Source organism: Hydrogenophaga sp. BPS33 (assembly GCF_009859475.1).
GTDB lineage: Bacteria > Pseudomonadota > Gammaproteobacteria > Burkholderiales > Burkholderiaceae_C > Hydrogenophaga.
Genome location: NZ_CP044549.1, coordinates 2,045,872 through 2,062,635, shown reverse-complemented (window position 1 = coordinate 2,062,635; position 16,764 = coordinate 2,045,872). Strand labels below are relative to the sequence as shown.

15 protein-coding genes are annotated in these 16,764 nt (G+C 65.5%); 8 read left to right on the top strand and 7 right to left on the bottom strand.

Annotated elements, in window-relative coordinates:
- Nucleotides 1-8: 8 nt before the first annotated feature.
- From F9K07_RS09730 to F9K07_RS09715, 4 genes are all read right to left on the bottom strand, one after another.
- Nucleotides 9-920, bottom strand: coding sequence for a S1C family serine protease (locus tag F9K07_RS09730; RefSeq protein ID WP_159592093.1), 912 nt, complete (start codon nt 918-920; stop codon nt 9-11).
- Nucleotides 921-972: 52 nt separating this feature from the next.
- On the bottom strand, nt 973-3,840 hold the full coding sequence (locus F9K07_RS09725) for an aconitate hydratase (RefSeq protein ID WP_159592090.1): 2,868 nt from the start codon (nt 3,838-3,840) through the stop codon (nt 973-975).
- A gap of 104 nt (nt 3,841-3,944) precedes the next feature.
- Nucleotides 3,945-4,103 (bottom strand): DUF3309 family protein, encoded by a 159-nt coding sequence (locus F9K07_RS09720; protein ID WP_159592087.1) that lies wholly within the window; start codon nt 4,101-4,103, stop codon nt 3,945-3,947.
- Between the two features lie 122 nt (nt 4,104-4,225).
- The gene (locus tag F9K07_RS09715; protein ID WP_159592084.1) at nt 4,226-4,636 is read right to left on the bottom strand and encodes a hypothetical protein; all 411 of its coding nucleotides are present in this window, start codon (nt 4,634-4,636) and stop codon (nt 4,226-4,228) included.
- 135 nt (nt 4,637-4,771) lie between these two features.
- Here F9K07_RS09715 and F9K07_RS09710 point away from each other — a divergent pair, with 135 nt between their 5' ends.
- A complete protein-coding gene (locus F9K07_RS09710; protein ID WP_159592081.1) occupies nt 4,772-5,581 on the top strand; it encodes an MmyB family transcriptional regulator in 810 nt (269 codons plus the stop codon).
- A gap of 150 nt (nt 5,582-5,731) precedes the next feature.
- On the opposite strand, the gene acnB is transcribed toward F9K07_RS09710, so the two are convergent.
- From acnB to F9K07_RS09695, 3 genes are all read right to left on the bottom strand, one after another.
- On the bottom strand, nt 5,732-8,335 hold the full coding sequence (gene acnB / locus F9K07_RS09705; RefSeq protein ID WP_159592078.1) for a bifunctional aconitate hydratase 2/2-methylisocitrate dehydratase: 2,604 nt from the start codon (nt 8,333-8,335) through the stop codon (nt 5,732-5,734).
- A 61-nt stretch (nt 8,336-8,396) separates the two neighbouring features.
- The gene (locus F9K07_RS09700; RefSeq protein WP_236581865.1) at nt 8,397-9,398 is read right to left on the bottom strand and encodes an HpcH/HpaI aldolase/citrate lyase family protein; all 1,002 of its coding nucleotides are present in this window, start codon (nt 9,396-9,398) and stop codon (nt 8,397-8,399) included.
- Complete coding sequence (locus F9K07_RS09695; protein ID WP_159592075.1) at nt 9,395-10,381, bottom strand: malate dehydrogenase; 987 nt, start codon at nt 10,379-10,381, stop codon at nt 9,395-9,397. Before F9K07_RS09695 ends, F9K07_RS09700 begins: the two co-directional genes overlap by 4 nt.
- A gap of 216 nt (nt 10,382-10,597) precedes the next feature.
- Here F9K07_RS09695 and F9K07_RS09690 point away from each other — a divergent pair, with 216 nt between their 5' ends.
- The 7 genes from F9K07_RS09690 to gltA all read left to right on the top strand — a co-directional run bounded on the left by F9K07_RS09690 (nt 10,598) and on the right by gltA (nt 16,652).
- The gene (locus F9K07_RS09690) at nt 10,598-11,398 is read left to right on the top strand and encodes a GntR family transcriptional regulator (protein ID WP_159592072.1); all 801 of its coding nucleotides are present in this window, start codon (nt 10,598-10,600) and stop codon (nt 11,396-11,398) included.
- A gap of 154 nt (nt 11,399-11,552) precedes the next feature.
- A complete protein-coding gene (gene sdhC, locus F9K07_RS09685) occupies nt 11,553-11,984 on the top strand; it encodes a succinate dehydrogenase, cytochrome b556 subunit (protein WP_159592069.1) in 432 nt (143 codons plus the stop codon).
- Nucleotides 11,985-12,036: 52 nt separating this feature from the next.
- Nucleotides 12,037-12,402 carry a succinate dehydrogenase, hydrophobic membrane anchor protein gene (gene sdhD / locus F9K07_RS09680; RefSeq protein WP_159592066.1) on the top strand — a complete coding sequence of 122 codons (366 nt, stop codon included), beginning with the start codon at nt 12,037-12,039 and terminating at the stop codon, nt 12,400-12,402.
- Nucleotides 12,403-12,406: 4 nt separating this feature from the next.
- Entirely contained in the window at nt 12,407-14,212 is a 1,806-nt protein-coding gene (sdhA, locus tag F9K07_RS09675; protein ID WP_159592063.1) for a succinate dehydrogenase flavoprotein subunit, read from the top strand.
- 103 nt (nt 14,213-14,315) lie between these two features.
- On the top strand, nt 14,316-15,020 hold the full coding sequence (locus tag F9K07_RS09670) for a succinate dehydrogenase iron-sulfur subunit (RefSeq protein ID WP_159592060.1): 705 nt from the start codon (nt 14,316-14,318) through the stop codon (nt 15,018-15,020).
- 22 nt (nt 15,021-15,042) lie between these two features.
- Nucleotides 15,043-15,360, top strand: a complete 318-nt coding sequence (locus tag F9K07_RS09665; RefSeq protein ID WP_159592057.1) for an FAD assembly factor SdhE — start codon at nt 15,043-15,045, stop codon at nt 15,358-15,360.
- Nucleotides 15,357-16,652, top strand: coding sequence for a citrate synthase (gene gltA, locus F9K07_RS09660; RefSeq protein WP_159592054.1), 1,296 nt, complete (start codon nt 15,357-15,359; stop codon nt 16,650-16,652). The genes F9K07_RS09665 and gltA overlap by 4 nt, the downstream gene beginning before the upstream one ends.
- Nucleotides 16,653-16,764: the final 112 nt, after the last annotated feature.

Here is a 16,764-nt window from a genome sequence, read left to right as displayed (position 1 = left end):
AGGGGTGTTCAGAACGGGGGAAGTCCTGCGGCGCTGGCCGCGCTTTCGATCGGGACGGCAAATCCGATGCCCACGAAGGTGCGGTGGCTGGTCGGGTTGAGGATGCCGGTGACGATGCCGACCACCTCGCCGTCCATGGTGACCAGCGGTCCCCCGGAGTTGCCGGGGTTGGCGGCCGCATCGAACTGGATCAGGTTGCCGATTTCCTGCTCGCCCTCGGGCGACTTGAAGGCGCGGTTGAAGCCGGAGATGACGCCCGAGGAGGTGGACGGGCCGATGCCGAAGGGAAAGCCGACCGCCACCACGCCGTCGCCGGGCACGAGGTCGCCGGTGGAGCGCATGGTGGCGGCGATGAGGTCGTCGGGAATGGTGTGGGCCTGCAGCACGGCCAGGTCGTTGTGCGCCTGCACGCCGGTGACGCTGGCCACCGACTCGGTGCCGTCGGCAAACACCACCTTGATGCTCTGCGCACCCTGCACCACGTGCAGGTTGGTCAGGATCACGCCCTTGTCGACGATGACCACGCCCGTGCCCTCGCCCAATTCCTGTTCCACCCCCTTCTTGTCCTTGACGGAGGACACGACGCGCACCACTGCGGGGCGGATCTTCTCGGCCGCACGCGCGGCTTGCGAGGGCAGGTTCTGGGTGGTCAGGGTGCGCAGCACGGCGGCGTCGATGTCCTTCTGCGTGAGCGCCTTGGGCAGCTGGCTCTGGCCGTGCCAGACGCTGGCCACGAGCAGGGCCGTCAGCAACACCAGGGCCGACCACACCGTGCGTGGGCTGCCGGCCATGCGCCCCAAGGCGGTGCGCCAGCGCGCGGGCGGCTTCACCACCGCAGCGGGTGCGTCCTCGACGGCCGGCGCAACCGCCTTGCGGACCACGGCGCGGGTGGTCGGGCTGTACAAGGCAGGCTTTCGCATGGCGACTCCTGGTGGCGGATGAAACACATCATGCCGCGTTGCGGTATCCGGCTCAAGCGCTCAACAATTGCCGGAGGACGTAGGGGAGGATTCCGCCGTCGCGGTAGTAGTTCACTTCCACCGGCGTGTCGATGCGCAGAATGACGGCCACCTCGCGGCGCTTGCCGTTGGGGCTGGTGATGACCAGCCGGGCCTCGCTCTGCGGCAGCAAATCCGGGTGGGGGATGACGTCCACGGTTTCGTCGCCCACCACTCCCAGCGATTCCCAGGAATCGCCGTTCTTGAACTGCAGCGGCAGCACCCCCATGCCCACCAGGTTGGAGCGGTGGATGCGCTCGAAGCTGCGCGCCACCACGGCCTTGATGCCCAGCAGCTGCGTGCCCTTGGCGGCCCAGTCGCGGCTGGAGCCGGTGCCGTATTCCTCGCCCGCGAACACCACGGTGGACACGCCGGCGGCCTGGTAGCGCATGGCGGCGTCGAAGATGCTCATCTTCTGGCCCTGCCCCACGCCTTCGAGCTGGTAGATGGTCCAGCCGCCCTCCTCGCGAGAGCCCCCGGGCAGCGGTGCGAGCATGAGGTTCTTGATGCGCACGTTGGCGAAGGTGCCGCGCATCATCACGTCGTGGTTGCCGCGGCGCGCGCCATAGCTGTTGAAATCGGCCTTGAGCACGCCGTGGTCGAGCAGCCACTGGCCGGCGGGCGATTTTTCGGCGATGTTACCGGCTGGGGAGATGTGGTCGGTGGTGATGGAGTCGCCAAACAGCGCCATGATGCGCGCGCCGTGCACGGCCGGTGGTTCGGTGGCGGTGGTTTGCGCGAGCTTGAAGGTGTCGAAGAACGGCGGCTCGGCGATGTAGGTGCTCTTGGGCCAGTTGTAGGTGGTGCCCGAGACGCCCTTGATGTGCTCCCACAGCTTGCCCGGGTCGGTGGACACGCGTTCGTAGTTCTCGCGGTAAGCCTTGCCGTTCATGGCGAACTTCATGAGCTTGTAGATCTCGTCGCTGGTGGGCCAGACGTCGCCCAGGTACACCGGCTTGCCGCCCTTGCCCTTGCCCAGCGGCTCGGTCATGAGGTCTTTCATGACGTTGCCCGCGATGGCATAGGCCACCACCAGCGGCGGGCTGGCGAGGAAGTTGGCCTTGAGGTTGGGGTGGATGCGCGCCTCGAAGTTGCGGTTGCCCGAGAGCACGGCGGCGCAGATCAGGTCGTTCTGGGTGATGACGGCGTTGAGTTCGGGCGTGAGGTCGCCGGCGTTGCCGATGCAGGTGGTGCAGCCGTAGCCGGCGAGCGCGAAGCCGAGCTTCTCCAGGTAGGGCAGCAGGCCGGTCTGCGTGAGGTACTCGGTGACGATGCGCGAGCCGGGGGCGAGCGAGGTCTTGATGTGCGGCTTGACCTTCAGGCCCGCTTCCACCGCCTTCTTCGCCAGCAGGCCCGCGGCCAGCAGCACGCCGGGGTTGCTGGTGTTGGTGCAGCTGGTGATGGCGGCGATCAGCACGTCGCCATTGCCCACGGTGAGGTCGGTGCGTTGCAATTCCTTGGCCGGCGCCAGGGCGCGCACCGGCCGGTTGGCCACCATCTCGGCCTCGAAGCGCGGAGCGCCTTCGGGCGTGGGCTTGGCCGCCGGCACCGGCACCGGTGCGATCTGATTGTCCACCGCGTGAAAGCGCGTGTGCAGCAGCTCGGCGGGCCGGTTGAAGCCGTTCTGGTCGTTCGGCTTGCTGTACAGCTCGGCAAACTGCCGGGCGACCTGGCCCAGTTCGATGCGGTCCTGCGGGCGCTTGGGGCCGGCCAGGCTCGGCGTGACCAGGCCCAGGTCCAGCTTCACGACCTGGGAGTAGTCGATGTCCCCGCTGCGCGGCACGCCGAACAGTTCCTGGGCGCGGAAGTAGGCCTCGAAGGCTTCGATCTCGGCCTTGCTGCGACCGGTGCCACGGAAGTAGTCGAGCGTCTTCTCGTCCACCGGGAAGAAGCCCATGGTGGCGCCGTATTCGGGCGCCATGTTGCCGATGGTGGCGCGGTCGGGCAAGGACAGCGAGGCCGTGCCTTCGCCGAAGAACTCGACGAACTTGCCCACCACTTTCTGCTGGCGCAGGATTTCGGTGACGGTGAGCACCAGGTCGGTGGCGGTCACGCCCTCGCGCAGGCGGCCGGTGAGCTCGAAGCCCACCACGTCGGGCGTGAGGAAGTAGACCGGCTGGCCCAGCATGGCGGCCTCGGCCTCGATGCCGCCCACGCCCCAGGCCACCACGCCGATGCCGTTGATCATGGTGGTGTGGCTGTCGGTGCCCACCAGCGTGTCGGGGTAGTAGAGCCCGCCCTTCAGGTGCACGCCGCGCGCCAGGTATTCCAGGTTCACCTGGTGCACGATGCCAAAGCCCGGAGGCACCACGCCAAACGTGTCGAACGCCTGCATGCCCCACTTCATGAACTGGTAGCGCTCGTTGTTGCGCTGGAACTCCAGCTTCATGTTCAGGTCCAGCGCCTGCTTGGTGCCGTAATAGTCCACCATGACCGAGTGGTCGACCACCAGGTCCACTGGCACCAGGGGTTCGATCTTCTTCGGGTCCTGACCCAGGCGCTGGGCCGTGCTGCGCATGGCGGCCAGGTCGGCCAGCAGCGGCACACCGGTGAAGTCCTGCAGCACCACGCGCGCCACGGTGAACGGGATTTCATCGGTGCGCGCGGTGTTGGGCTGCCACTGCGCGAGCTGGGCCACGTGCTCGGGCGTGACGCGTTCGCCATCGCAATGGCGCAGCACGCTCTCCAGCACGATGCGCAGCGACACCGGCAACCGTTTGACCGAAGGGAACTGCTTGGCCAGCGCCGGCAGCGAATAGAACCGGCCGCTTTTGCCAGAAGCCGTCTTGAAGGTCTTGACGGTGGACGCGAACGGATGGGAGAAATGGTTTGTGTTGGACATGTGGGGCTCCTGACGGGTTCGGTAGAACACCGGCCCATTCTGTCAGGAGCGCGCCATTCCTTGCTGACAGACTTGAAAAGAACCTTCCGCGCGGAACGGGAGACTCAAATCCTCCCGGTGATCAACAGCACGATCACGATCACCAGCACAACGCCCAGCAAACCACTGGGCCCGTAGCCCCAGCCCCGGCTGTGTGGCCATGCGGGGAAGACGCCCAGCAGTATCAGCACCAGGATGATGAGAAGAATGGTTCCGAGGGTCATGGGGGTTCTCCTTCGTTTTTGGATGGACCGCTTGGCCAGAGATGGACCGGACCGTCCATGCCTGGCACGCCCCCAGCGTAGGCGTTCGACGTGCGCGCATCTGTTCGCTAACGCACACCCGATCAGGCCGTGGCCAGCCTTGTGCGGCGCAGCGCCGTCCATTGCAGCTCGGCCAGCACGAAGACGGCCACCGCCTGCACCACCAGATAGGCTTGACCCAGAGGCGTGGGCGAGACCACACCGCCGAACAGCAGCACCAGGCACGCGGCCACCCAGGCGAAGTTGCCGACGATGAGGGTGGTCAGCCATGCGCGCGGCGGCGTTGGTTGCAAGGCCAGGGCGCCGGCCAACGCCACATAGAGCAGCAACACGATGCCCGAGGCGCTCAGCAAACCCGTGGGCAGGCCCAGCCAGGGGGACAGCGAACCGGCCAGCGCCAGGTGCAGCCCGGCGGTGCCGGAACCCGACAGGGCATCGGCCCAGAGCACACGACGCAGGCCGAGGGGAGACGTGAGGGACTGGATGAGGGACATGAGGCACTCCAGGATGACGAGGTGGAAAGAGTCGGGATCGAGGGATCCGGTGCAGATGGTCCCGTCGACGGTGCGTGGCGTCCATGACGTGGCAGGTCATGGCCGCGCCACCGCCCGTGCCCTACGATGCCGCCCATGAACGCCCTGCACGCCGCCGCCACCCCCTCGCCTTTTGGCGAGCGCCTGCGCCACTGGCGCCAACGCCGCCGCTTGAGCCAGCTTGACCTCGCGCACGTGGCCGACGTGTCCACCCGCCACCTGAGCTACGTGGAGACCGGCCGCGCCAGCCCCAGCCGCGACATGGTCTTGCGCCTGGTCGACCGGCTCGAAGTGCCGCTGCGCGAGCGCAACGCGCTGCTGGAGGCCGCGGGCTATGCGCCCATGTACCGCGAGCGCCCGCTGGAAGCGCCCGACATGGCGTCGGCACGCGCCGCGGTCAAGCGCATCCTGGATTGCCACGAACCCTGGCCCGCGCTGGCCATGGACCGGCACTGGAACCTCGTGATGCACAACCGCATGGTGCCGATGCTGCTGGCCGGTGCGGCGCCCGAGCTGCTGCAAGGCCCGGTGAACGTGTTGCGCCTGAGCCTGCACCCCCAGGGCCTGGCGCCGCGCATCGCCAACCTGCGGCAGTGGCGCGAACACCTCTTCGAACGCCTGCGCCAGCAGATCCACGCCACGGGGGACGAGACGCTGGCGGCTCTGCTGGCCGAGCTCAAGGCATACCCGGAATCGTTCGGCGCTGATGCGGGAGCGCTGCCGGGCGAGCACCACGGCGTGCTCATGCCGTTCGAATTCCGCACACCGCAGGGCGTGCTGCGCCTCATCAGCACCACCACCGTGTTCGGCTCACCGGTGGACATCACGCTGCAGGAACTGGCGTTGGAGACGTTCTTTCCGGCGGACGAAGCCAGCGCCGAACTGCTGCGCACGCTCGCGGCCTGAATCGAACCCCAGCGCAACGAGAGGCAGAAGCGAAAAAGCCGCTGCAAACAGCAGCGGCTTTTCATTCCAGGGCGCCGAGGGTCCGGCTTCGCCGGCCCTCCAGCGCCGCCCCCTGGGGGGTGACGCCGAAGGCGGCGCGGGGGGAATCACTCAGGCCGTCACGCCCTTTGCCGTTTCCGCGTACTCCTCGATCTGGTCGAAGTTCATGTACTTGTAGATCGCCGCGCCATCCTTGTTCACCACGCCCATCGCCTCGTGGTACTCGGCCACGGTGGGGATGTGGCCGAGCTTGGAGGCGATGGCCGCCAGCTCGGCCGAGGCCAGGTACACGTTGGTGTTCTTGCCCAGGCGGTTCGGGAAGTTGCGGGTGGAGGTGGAGACCACCGTCGCGCCTTCGCGCACCTGTGCCTGGTTGCCCATGCACAGCGAGCAGCCGGGCATTTCGGTGCGGGCACCCGCGGTGCCGAACGCCGAGTAGTGGCCTTCCTTGATCAGCTCGCTCTCGTCCATCTTGGTCGGCGGCGCGACCCACAGCTTGACCGGGATGTCGCGTTGGCCGCCCAGCAGCTTGGCGGCGGCGCGGAAGTGGCCGATGTTGGTCATGCACGAACCGATGAAGGCTTCATCGATCTTGGTGCCGGCCACGTCGGACAGGGTCTTGGCATCGTCCGGGTCGTTCGGGCAGCACAGGATGGGCTCCTTGATGTCGGCCAGATCGATCTCGATCACGGCGGCGTACTCGGCGTTGGCGTCGGCTTCGAGCAACGTGGGCGCGGCCAGCCAGGCTTCGACCTTCTGGATGCGGCGCTCCAGGCTGCGCTTGTCCTCGTAACCATTGGCGATCATGTTCTTCATCAGCACGACGTTGCTGGTGAGATATTCCTTGATCGGCTCGGGGTTGAGTTTGATGGTGCAGCCCGCGGCCGAGCGCTCGGCAGACGCATCGCTCAGCTCGAACGCCTGTTCCACCTTCAGGTCGGGCAAGCCTTCGATTTCTAGCACGCGGCCCGAGAACACGTTGATCTTGCCGGCCTTGGCGACCGTGAGCAGACCGGCCTTGATGGCGTACAGCGGAATCGCGTGCACCAGGTCGCGCAGGGTCACGCCAGGCTGCATCTGACCCTTGAAGCGCACCAGCACCGATTCGGGCATGTCCAGCGGCATCACGCCGGTAGCGGCGCCGAAAGCCACCAGGCCGGAGCCCGCGGGGAACGAGATGCCGATCGGGAAGCGGGTGTGCGAGTCACCGCCGGTGCCCACGGTGTCGGGCAGCAGCAGGCGGTTGAGCCAGCTGTGGATCACACCGTCGCCCGGGCGCAGGGCCACACCACCACGGTTGCTGATGAAGGCGGGCAGTTCGCGGTGGGTCTTCACGTCCACCGGCTTCGGGTAGGCCGCGGTGTGGCAGAACGACTGCATCACCATGTCGGCGCTGAAGCCCAGGCAGGCCAGGTCTTTCAGTTCATCGCGCGTCATAGGGCCGGTCGTGTCCTGCGAACCGACGGTGGTCATCTTGGGCTCGCAGTACGTACCCGGGCGCACGCCAAAACCTTCGGGCAGGCCGACCGCGCGGCCCACCATTTTTTGCGCCAGCGTGAAGCCGGCCTTGGTCTCAGTAGGTGCTTGCGGCAGGCGGAAAGCGGTGCTGGCCGCCAGGCCCAGGAACTCGCGCGCCTTGGCCGTGAGCGAGCGTCCGATGATCAGGTTGATGCGGCCGCCGGCGCGCACTTCGTCGAACAGCACGTCGCTGCGCAACTGGAACTCCACCACGGTGGCGCCACCCTTGGTGATCTTGCCTTCGTAGGGAAGGATGTCGATCACGTCACCCATCTCGAGCTTGCTGACGTCGACTTCGATCGGCAGAGCGCCCGAGTCTTCCTGCGTGTTGAAGAAGATGGGGGCGATCTTGCCGCCGAGCGTGACGCCGCCGAAACGCTTGTTCGGCACAAAGGGGATGTCCTGGCCCGTGGCCCAGATCACAGAGTTGGTGGCGGACTTGCGCGAAGAACCGGTGCCGACCACATCGCCCACATAGGCCACGAGGTGGCCCTTCTTCTTGAGGTCGTCGATGAACTGCATCGGGCCACGCTTGCCGTCTTCCTCGGGCTTGAACGCCGCGCCTTCGCGCGTGTTCTTCAGCATGGCCAGGTAGTGCAGCGGAATGTCCGGGCGGCTCCAGGCGTCGGGCGCGGGCGAAAGGTCGTCGGTGTTGGTTTCACCCGGCACCTTGAACACGGTCACAGTGATCTTCTTCTCCACTTCGGGACGGCTGGTGAACCACTCGGCATCGGCCCAGCTCTGCATGACCTCGCGCGCCTTGGCATTGCCCGCCTTGGCCTTGTCGGCCACATCGTTGAAGAAGTCGAACATCAGCAGCGTCTTCTTGAGACCTTCGGCAGCGGTGCTGGCCGTCTCTTCGTCGTCCAGCAACTCGATCAGCGGGTGCACGTTGTACCCGCCCACCATGGTGCCGAGCAGTTCGGTGGCCTTGACCTTGGAGATCAGACCCACGCTCACATCGCCGTGTGCCACAGCGGCCAGGAAGCTGGCCTTGACCTTGGCGGCGTCGTCCACACCGGGTGGCACGCGGTGCGTGAGCAGGTCCAACAGGAACGCGTCTTCACCGGCCGGTGGTGCTTTGATCAGCTCGATCAGGTCGGCGACCTGTTGGGCCTCCAGCGGCAGCGGCGGAATGCCAAGCGCAGCGCGTTCGGCGGCATGGGCGCGGTAGTCGGCAAGAAAGGTGTTGGACATGTTGTTCTCCGGAAGGAAATGCGTGGGAATCAAAAAACAAATGGATAGTGGCCAAGCAAACTCAATGCCGCTGCCCCGCCGGCTCGGTGAAGAGCGGACGCACCGCTTCGGGCAGTGGCAGGCCGGTCTGGTGCGCGCGCTCCAGCACCTGCCAGAAATAGCGGTAGCTCGCCCGGTCGTGCAGGCGGCCTTCGAACTGCACGGGCGCCCAGTCGGCGGCCATCGCGCTCTCGATCAGGCCGGCGGCCGTGTCGACCTCGGACGCCAAGGGCGCGAACGCGGCCACGACGGTGCGGATCTGGTCGGGGTGGATGCTCCACATGCGGGTGTAGCCGAGTTGGTGCGCGGCCTGTTGTGCGGCGACGCGAAGGGCATCCATGTCCTTGAACTCGGTGACCACGCAATGCGAAGGCACCTTGCCGTGCGCATGGCAGGCCGAGGCGATGTCGAGCTTGGCGCGCAGCACCAGCGGGTGTGAAAACTGCCCTTGCACGCTCATGCCGGCCGAAGGAATCGCGCCGCCGTGCGCGGACACGAAATCCATCAGGCCGAAGCTGATGCTCTGCACGCGCGGATGGGCGGCGATGTCGAAGGCGCGGTGCACCGCGGCGGGCGACTCGACCAGCACATGCAGCGGCAGGCCCGGGGCACCAGCGGCGTCGAGCGCGGCGGCGGCGCGCTGCACGTCGGCCACCGATTCGACCTTGGGCACCATGATGTGGGCCAGCCGATGGCCCGCGCGGGCGGCGATGAAAGCCACGTCCGACTCGAACGCTTCATGGTCCACCGCGTGCACACGAACCGCCACGCGCGCCTCGGGCGCTGCGGCCAGCGCCAGTTCCGTCACCAGCGCAGCGTGCTCGGCCTCACCGCCCACGGGCGCGCCGTCTTCGCAATCCAGCGTCACGTCGAACACGCAGGTGCCGAATTCGGCGGCCATCTCCGCCTGCAACGCCAGGCTCTTGCGCATGCGCGCTTCCACCCCGCTGTAGTGGTCGCAGACCGGCAGCGCGAACGCGCCGGCCTGGGCGCCGAGAAGGATGGAGCGCGGATGGGTGCTCACAGCAGGTGTTTCACGCCGTCCTGCTCGCCTTGCAGCTCAGCCAGGGTCGTGTTGATGCGCTCTTGCGAGAAGGCGTCGATCTCCAGGCCTTCGACCAGCTTGTATTCGCCGTTTTCACAGGTGACCGGGAAGCCGAACATCACGTCCTTCGGAATGCCGTACTGGCCGTCCGAGGGGATGCCCATGGTGACCCACTTGCCGTTGGTGCCCAGGGCCCAGTCGCGCATGTGGTCGATGGCGGCGTTGGCAGCCGATGCTGCCGACGACAGGCCACGCGCTTCGATGATGGCCGCGCCACGCTTGCCCACGGTGGGCAGGAAGGTGTTGGCGTTCCATTCCTGGTCGTTGATCATCTTGGCGACGCTCTCGCCGTTGATGGTGGCGAAGCGGTAGTCGGCGTACATCGTGGGCGAGTGGTTGCCCCAGACGGTGAGTTTCTCGATGTCGGCCACGGCCTTGCCGGTCTTGGCGGCGATCTGGCTGGCGGCGCGGTTGTGGTCCAGGCGCAGCATGGCGGTGAAGTTCTTGCGCGGCAGGTCGGGCGCGCTCTTCATGGCGATGTAGGCGTTGGTGTTGGCGGGGTTGCCGACCACCAGCACCTTGACGTTGCGGCTGGCCACGGCGTTCAGCGCCTTGCCCTGGGCCGTGAAGATGGCGCCGTTGACCGCCAGCAGCTCGGCGCGCTCCATGCCGGGGCCGCGTGGACGCGAACCCACCAGCAGGGCGTAATCGGTGTCCTTGAACGCGGTCATCGGGTCGCTGTGGGCTTCCATGCCCACCAGCAGCGGGAAGGCGCAGTCGTCCAGTTCCATCATCACGCCCTTGAGCGCCTTCTGGGCCTTCTCGTCCGGGATCTCCAACAGCTGCAGGATCACCGGCTGGTCCTTGCCGAGCATTTCGCCAGAGGCAATGCGAAACAGGAGGGCGTAACCGATCTGGCCAGCGGCGCCGGTGACGGCGACGCGAACGGGCTTCTTGTTCATGGTGAAAACTCCGGAAAAGGACGTTGGGAAAAGAGAGAAATGACGAGGGAAACACCCTCAAGCCATGGGAGAGAAAGGAATCAGGCCGCCCGAAAAACGGCGACCGGATCAGTCCGCGAGTGTACCCTCGCAAACCCTGAGGCGTCAATTTGTCTTATGTCTTATATAAGATATGATTCGACCCCGTAGCGGCGTCCCAACTTCGCTGTAAAAAGCATGCCCACTCCACCCCAGAACCCCTCCGATGCGACGTCGGCAGACACCGGTGTCACGGGCTCGCCCGAGAACACCGCTCCGGCCTTCAGCCCGCTGTACCAGCAGATCAAGACCTTGATCCTGCGCAGCCTGCAGGCGGGCGAATGGAAGCCGGGCGACATGATTCCGAGCGAGTTCGACCTGGCCGCGCGTTTCCGCGTGAGCCAGGGCACCGTGCGCAAGGCCATCGATGCCCTGGCAACCGACAACCTGTTGGTGCGCCGCCAGGGCAAGGGCACCTTCGTGGCCACCCACGCCGAGGTCCACACCCAATACCGCTTCCTGCACGTGCTGCCCGACGTGGGCACGCTGGAGGAACAAGGCCCCTCCGAACGCCACATCATCGAATGCCGCCGCTTGCGGGCACCGGCCGAAATCGCGCGCCAGCTGGCGCTGCGCACCGGCGACGCCGTCCTGCAGGTCAAACGCGTGCTGGCCTTTGGCGGCAAGCCCGCCATCGTCGAAGAACTCTGGCTGCCCGGCGGCCCTTTCAAAGGCTTGACGCTGGAAACCCTGTCGGACGACCAAGGCCCGATGTACGCGCTGTTCGAAACGCAGTTCGGTGTGCGCATGGTGCGGGCGCAGGAAAAAATCAAGGCCGTGAGCGCCGATGCCGATGCGGCCACCCTGCTCGGCGTGGCGCCTGGCTACCCGCTGCTCAGCGTGGAGCGTCTGGCCTTTACCTACAACGACGAACCGATGGAGTTGCGGCGAGGCCTGTACCGCACCGACGACCACCACTACCGCAACGAATTGAGCTGATACCCCTGGCAGTTGCGCCCGTTTTTGCCCAAAGCATCCGAGTGCCGGAGTGCGACATGGTGCGTTGCAATAGAATTTGACGCGCCTTGGCAAAAGTTACCAACGAGTTACCAAGCCAAAACCTCCCCTCCTCCCCCGGAAGAAAGCCCCACCCATGACCGAGTTGACCAAGAAGCGGCCCGAGTTCCGCAACATCAACGCCTTCAAGGATCTCACCACCTACCGCCTGCCACCGGCGGGCTGGGTGTCGATCCTGCACCGCGCCAGCGGCGGCCTGATGTTCATCCTGTTGCCCCTGATCGTCTGGCTGTTCGACACCTCGGTGTCATCCGAAATCTCTTTCGAACGTTTCAGCGCGGCCTTCGCCGTCGGCATCGGGTTCGTGCCAGGCTGGCTGTTCAAGCTCGTGGTGCTGGCCATCATCTGGGCCTACCTGCACCACCTCATCGCCGGCGTACGCCACCTGTACATGGATGCCTGCCACGCCGTGAGCAAGGAATTCGGCAAGTCCTCGGCCATCGTCACGCTGGTGCTGAGCATCGGCTTCACGCTGGTGCTGGGCGCGAAGCTGTTTGGTCTCTATTGATTGCGGGTCAGATCTTCAGCTCTGACCCCAACTGATCAGGAAAACACACAACATGTCTGTCAACTACGGTTCCAAGCGCGTCGTCACCGGCGCCCACTATGGCCTGCGCGACTGGCTCGCCCAGCGCGTCACCGCGGCCCTCATGGCCCTCTTCACCCTGGTCGTGCTGCTCAAGGTGCTCTTCACCAGCGGCCCCATCGGCTACGAAAGCTGGGCAGGCATCTTCGCTGCCCAATGGATGAAGGCCCTGACCTTCGCCGTCTTCCTCGCCCTGGCCTACCACGTGTGGATCGGCATGCGCGACATCTGGATGGACTACGTCAAACCGGCCGGCATCCGCCTCGTGCTGCACGTCTTCACCATCGTCTGGCTCCTGTCCTGCCTGGGCTGGGCTGTTCAAGTTCTCTGGAGGCTCTGAAGCCATGTCCGCATCTGCATCCCTTCCCAAGCGTCAGTTTGACGTGGTCATCGTCGGCGCCGGGGGCTCCGGCATGCGCGCTTCGCTGCAACTCGCGCGCGCCGGCCTGAAAGTGGCCGTGCTATCCAAGGTGTTCCCGACCCGTTCGCACACGGTGGCCGCGCAAGGCGGCATCGGCGCCTCGCTCGGCAACATGAACGAAGACAACTGGCACTACCACTTCTACGACACCATCAAGGGCTCCGACTGGCTGGGCGACCAGGACGCCATCGAGTTCATGTGCCGCGAAGCACCGAAGGTCGTGTACGAGCTCGAACACTTCGGCATGCCGTTCGACCGCAACCCCGACGGCACCATCTATCAACGCCCCTTCGGCGGCCACACCGCGAACTATGGCGAGAAGGCCGTGCAACGCGCCTGCGCCGCGGCCGACCGCACCGGCCACGCCATGCTGCACACGCTGTACCAGCAGAACGTGCAGGCCCGCACCACCTTCTTCGTCGAATGGATGGCGCTGGACCTGATCCGCGACGCCGCTGGCGACGTGGTCGGCGTGACCGCGCTGGAAATGGAAACCGGCGAAACCTATATCTTGGAGGCCAAGACCACGCTGCTGGCCACCGGTGGCGCCGGCCGCATCTTCGCGGCCTCCACCAACGCCTTCATCAACACCGGTGACGGCCTGGGTATGGCGGCGCGCGCCGGCATTCCGCTGCAGGACATGGAGTTCTGGCAGTTCCACCCCACCGGCGTGGCCGGTGCCGGCGTGCTGCTGACCGAAGGTTGCCGTGGCGAAGGCGCGATCCTGCGCAACAGCAATGGCGAGCGTTTCATGGAGCGCTATGCGCCCACGCTGAAGGATCTGGCGCCGCGCGACTTCGTCTCGCGCTGCATGGACCAGGAAATCAAGGAAGGCCGTGGTTGCGGTCCGAACAAGGACTACATCCACCTCGACATGACCCACCTGGGCGTCGCCGACATCATGAAGCGCCTGCCCTCGGTGTACGAGATCGGGCACAACTTCGCCAACGTCGACATCACCAAGGAACCGATCCCGGTGGTGCCGACCATCCACTACCAGATGGGCGGCATCCCGACCAACATCCATGGCCAGGTCGTCAGCCCCGATGGGCAGGGCAACCAGAAGGTGGTCAACGGCCTGTATGCGGTGGGCGAATGCTCCTGCGTGAGCGTGCACGGCGCCAACCGCCTGGGCACCAACTCGCTGCTGGACTTGCTGGTGTTCGGCAAGGCCGCCGGCGACCACATCGTGCAGTACAACGACAAGCTCAAGGCCCACAAGCCCATGCCGGCCGATGCCGCCGACAAGACGCTCGCCCGCCTGACCCGCCTGGACAACTCCACCAGCGGCGAGTATGCACAGGACGTCGCCAACGACATGCGCAACATCATGCAGCAGCACGCGGGCGTGTTCCGCACGCAAGCCAGCATGGAAGAAGGCGTGGTCAAGATCAACGCCTTGCGCTCGCGTGTGGGCAACATCGCCCTCAAGGACAAGTCCAAGGTGTTCAACACCGCGCGCATCGAAGCGCTGGAAGTGGACAACCTGATGGAATGCGCCCAGGCCACCATGACCTCGGCCGCCGCCCGCCGTGAATGCCGTGGTGCCCACACCGTGAACGACTACGAGCGCCCCGCCGACGACGCCCAGTTCCCGCTGGGCCGCAACGACGCCGAGTGGATGAAGCACACGCTTTGGCACAGCGCCGACAACAGTCTGACCTACAAGCCCGTCAACCTCAAGCCGCTGACCGTGGAGTCGGTGCCCCCGAAAGTCAGAACGTTCTAACCTCACAGCGCCTGAGCGCCCCCACGGGTGGCGCCCGTGGCCTGGGCCACCCAGCGCCACAGCGCTTCTGAACAAGATTCCCACGAGATCGCAGGAAAACACCATGGCACTTCGCACTTTCAAGATCTACCGCTACGACCCCGAAAAGGACGCCAAGCCGTATATGCAGACCATTCAGGTCGAACTCGACGGCCATGAGCGCATGCTGCTCGACGCCCTGATGAAGCTCAAGGCGGTGGACCCCTCCATTTCCTTCCGCCGCTCCTGCCGCGAAGGCGTCTGCGGTTCGGACGCCATGAACATCAATGGCAAGAATGGCCTGGCCTGCCTGACCAACATGAACACGCTCAAGGGCGACATCGTGTTGAAGCCGCTGCCCGGCCTGCCGGTGGTGCGCGATCTGATCGTCGACATGACGCTGTTCTTCAAGCAGTACAACAGCATCAAGCCCTACCTCATCAACGAAACCGTGGCGCCCCAGAAAGAGCGCCTGCAGAGCCCGGAAGAGCGCGAAGAGCTCAACGGCCTGTACGAGTGCATCCTGTGCGCCAGCTGCTCCACGAGCTGCCCGAGCTTCTGGTGGAACCCCGACAAGTTCGTCGGCCCCGCGGGCCTGCTGCAGGCCTACCGCTTCATCGCCGACAGCCGCGACGAAGCCACCAGCGAGCGCCTGGACAATCTGGAAGATCCGTACCGCCTGTTCCGCTGCCACACCATCATGAACTGCGTGGACGTGTGCCCCAAGGGCCTGAACCCCACGAAGGCGATCGGCAAGATCAAGGAAATGATGGTGATGCGCTCGGTCTGACCCGAGCCCGCCAACCCATCCCATGGACGTCACCACCACCACCGATCCCCTGCTGGACGAGCGAGCCCTGAGCAAGCTGCGGTGGAGGTGCCGCCGAGGATTGCTTGAGAACGACCTGTTCATCGAGCGTTTTTTCGCCAGGCATGCTTCTGGCTTGACGGTTCGTCAGGCCGAGGCACTGGGTGCCTTGATGGATTTGTCCGACAACGATCTGCTCGATCTGCTGTTGGCCCGCAAGGAGCCCGAGGGCGACCTGGCGCGTGACGACGTCACGCACCTTCTGGGTCTGCTACGCGCAACCCCGCTTACCAATCGTCAGCCGCAAAAGGAAACCGCATGAAACTCGTCGACAACAAAGCCACCCTGTCCTTTTCCAACGGCAGCCCGAGCGTGGACATGCCGGTCTACGCCGGCAGCATTGGCCCGGACGTGATCGACATCCGCAAGCTCTACGCGCAGTCGGGAATGTTCACCTACGACCCGGGTTTTCTGTCCACGGCGGCTTGCCAGTCGGCCATCACCTACATCGACGGCGACAAGGGCGAACTGCTGTACCGCGGCTATCCGATCGAGCAACTGGCCACCAAGGTCGACTTCCTCGACACCTGCTACCTGCTGCTCAATGGTGAACTGCCGGACGACAAGCAGCGCACGGACTTCCACAAGCTCGTGACGAACCACACCATGGTTCACGAGCAGATGCAGTTCTTCCTGCGTGGTTTCCGCCGCGATGCCCACCCGATGGCGATCCTGACCGGCCTGGTCGGGGGCATGTCGGCCTTCTACCACGACAGCACCGACATCAACAACCCGGAGCATCGCGAGATCGCGGCCATCCGCCTGATCGCCAAGCTGCCCACGCTGGTGGCCATGTCGTACAAGTACAAGATGGGCCAGCCCTACATGTACCCGCAGAACAACCTGTCGTACGCGGGCAATTTCCTGCGCATGATGTTCGGCACGCCCTGCGAAGAGTACGTGGTCAACCCGGTGCTGGAACGCGCGCTGGACCGCATCTTCATCCTGCACGCCGACCACGAGCAGAACGCCTCCACCTCCACGGTGCGCCTGTGCGCCTCGTCGGGCACCAACCCGTTCGCAGCCATCGCGGCCGGCGTGGCCTGTCTCTGGGGCCCCGCCCACGGTGGCGCCAACGAAGCCTGCCTGAACATGCTGGAAGACATCCAGCGCCAGGGCGGTGTGTCCAAGGTCGGCGAGTTCATGGAGAAGGTCAAGGACAAGAACTCCGGCGTCAAGCTCATGGGTTTTGGCCACCGCGTGTACAAGAACTACGACCCGCGCGCCAAGCTCATGCAGGAGACCTGCAACGAGGTGCTGGCCGAACTCGGCCTGGAAAACGATCCTCTGTTCAAGCTCGCCAAGGAGCTGGAGAAGATCGCCCTGGAAGACGAGTACTTCGTCTCGCGCAAGCTCTACCCGAACGTGGACTTCTACTCCGGCATCGTGCAGCGCGCCATCGGCATCCCGGTCAACCTGTTCACCGGCATCTTCGCCCTGGCCCGCACCGTCGGCTGGATTGCCCAGTTGAACGAAATGATCGGCGACCCCGAGTACAAGATCGGCCGCCCGCGCCAGCTGTTCACCGGTCCGGTGCGCCGCGACATCAAGTAAGCCCGCAAGGCCCGGCCTTCCGCATGGAAGGCCCTCCACGACAAGCCCGCCGCCGTGCGGGCTTTTTTTGCGCCCGAGCTTGCGCATTCGGGCAGGGAAGCCATCTCATTCA

What these genes read in the sequence shown, in the direction of transcription:
- F9K07_RS09715 (WP_159592084.1), bottom strand. Translation starts at nt 4,636, where the DNA reads ATGTCCCTCATCCAGTCCCTCACGTCTCCCCTCGGCCTGCGTCGTGTG.
- F9K07_RS09725 (WP_159592090.1), bottom strand. Translation starts at nt 3,840, where the DNA reads ATGTCCAACACAAACCATTTCTCCCATCCGTTCGCGTCCACCGTCAAG.
- F9K07_RS09695 (WP_159592075.1), bottom strand. Translation starts at nt 10,381, where the DNA reads ATGAACAAGAAGCCCGTTCGCGTCGCCGTCACCGGCGCCGCTGGCCAG.
- gltA (WP_159592054.1), top strand. Translation starts at nt 15,357, where the DNA reads ATGAAACTCGTCGACAACAAAGCCACCCTGTCCTTTTCCAACGGCAGC.
- F9K07_RS09665 (WP_159592057.1), top strand. Translation starts at nt 15,043, where the DNA reads ATGGACGTCACCACCACCACCGATCCCCTGCTGGACGAGCGAGCCCTG.
- acnB (WP_159592078.1), bottom strand. Translation starts at nt 8,335, where the DNA reads ATGTCCAACACCTTTCTTGCCGACTACCGCGCCCATGCCGCCGAACGC.
- F9K07_RS09720 (WP_159592087.1), bottom strand. Translation starts at nt 4,103, where the DNA reads ATGACCCTCGGAACCATTCTTCTCATCATCCTGGTGCTGATACTGCTG.
- sdhD (WP_159592066.1), top strand. Translation starts at nt 12,037, where the DNA reads ATGTCTGTCAACTACGGTTCCAAGCGCGTCGTCACCGGCGCCCACTAT.
- F9K07_RS09730 (WP_159592093.1), bottom strand. Translation starts at nt 920, where the DNA reads ATGCGAAAGCCTGCCTTGTACAGCCCGACCACCCGCGCCGTGGTCCGC.
- F9K07_RS09710 (WP_159592081.1), top strand. Translation starts at nt 4,772, where the DNA reads ATGAACGCCCTGCACGCCGCCGCCACCCCCTCGCCTTTTGGCGAGCGC.
- sdhC (WP_159592069.1), top strand. Translation starts at nt 11,553, where the DNA reads ATGACCGAGTTGACCAAGAAGCGGCCCGAGTTCCGCAACATCAACGCC.
- F9K07_RS09690 (WP_159592072.1), top strand. Translation starts at nt 10,598, where the DNA reads ATGCCCACTCCACCCCAGAACCCCTCCGATGCGACGTCGGCAGACACC.
- F9K07_RS09670 (WP_159592060.1), top strand. Translation starts at nt 14,316, where the DNA reads ATGGCACTTCGCACTTTCAAGATCTACCGCTACGACCCCGAAAAGGAC.
- sdhA (WP_159592063.1), top strand. Translation starts at nt 12,407, where the DNA reads ATGTCCGCATCTGCATCCCTTCCCAAGCGTCAGTTTGACGTGGTCATC.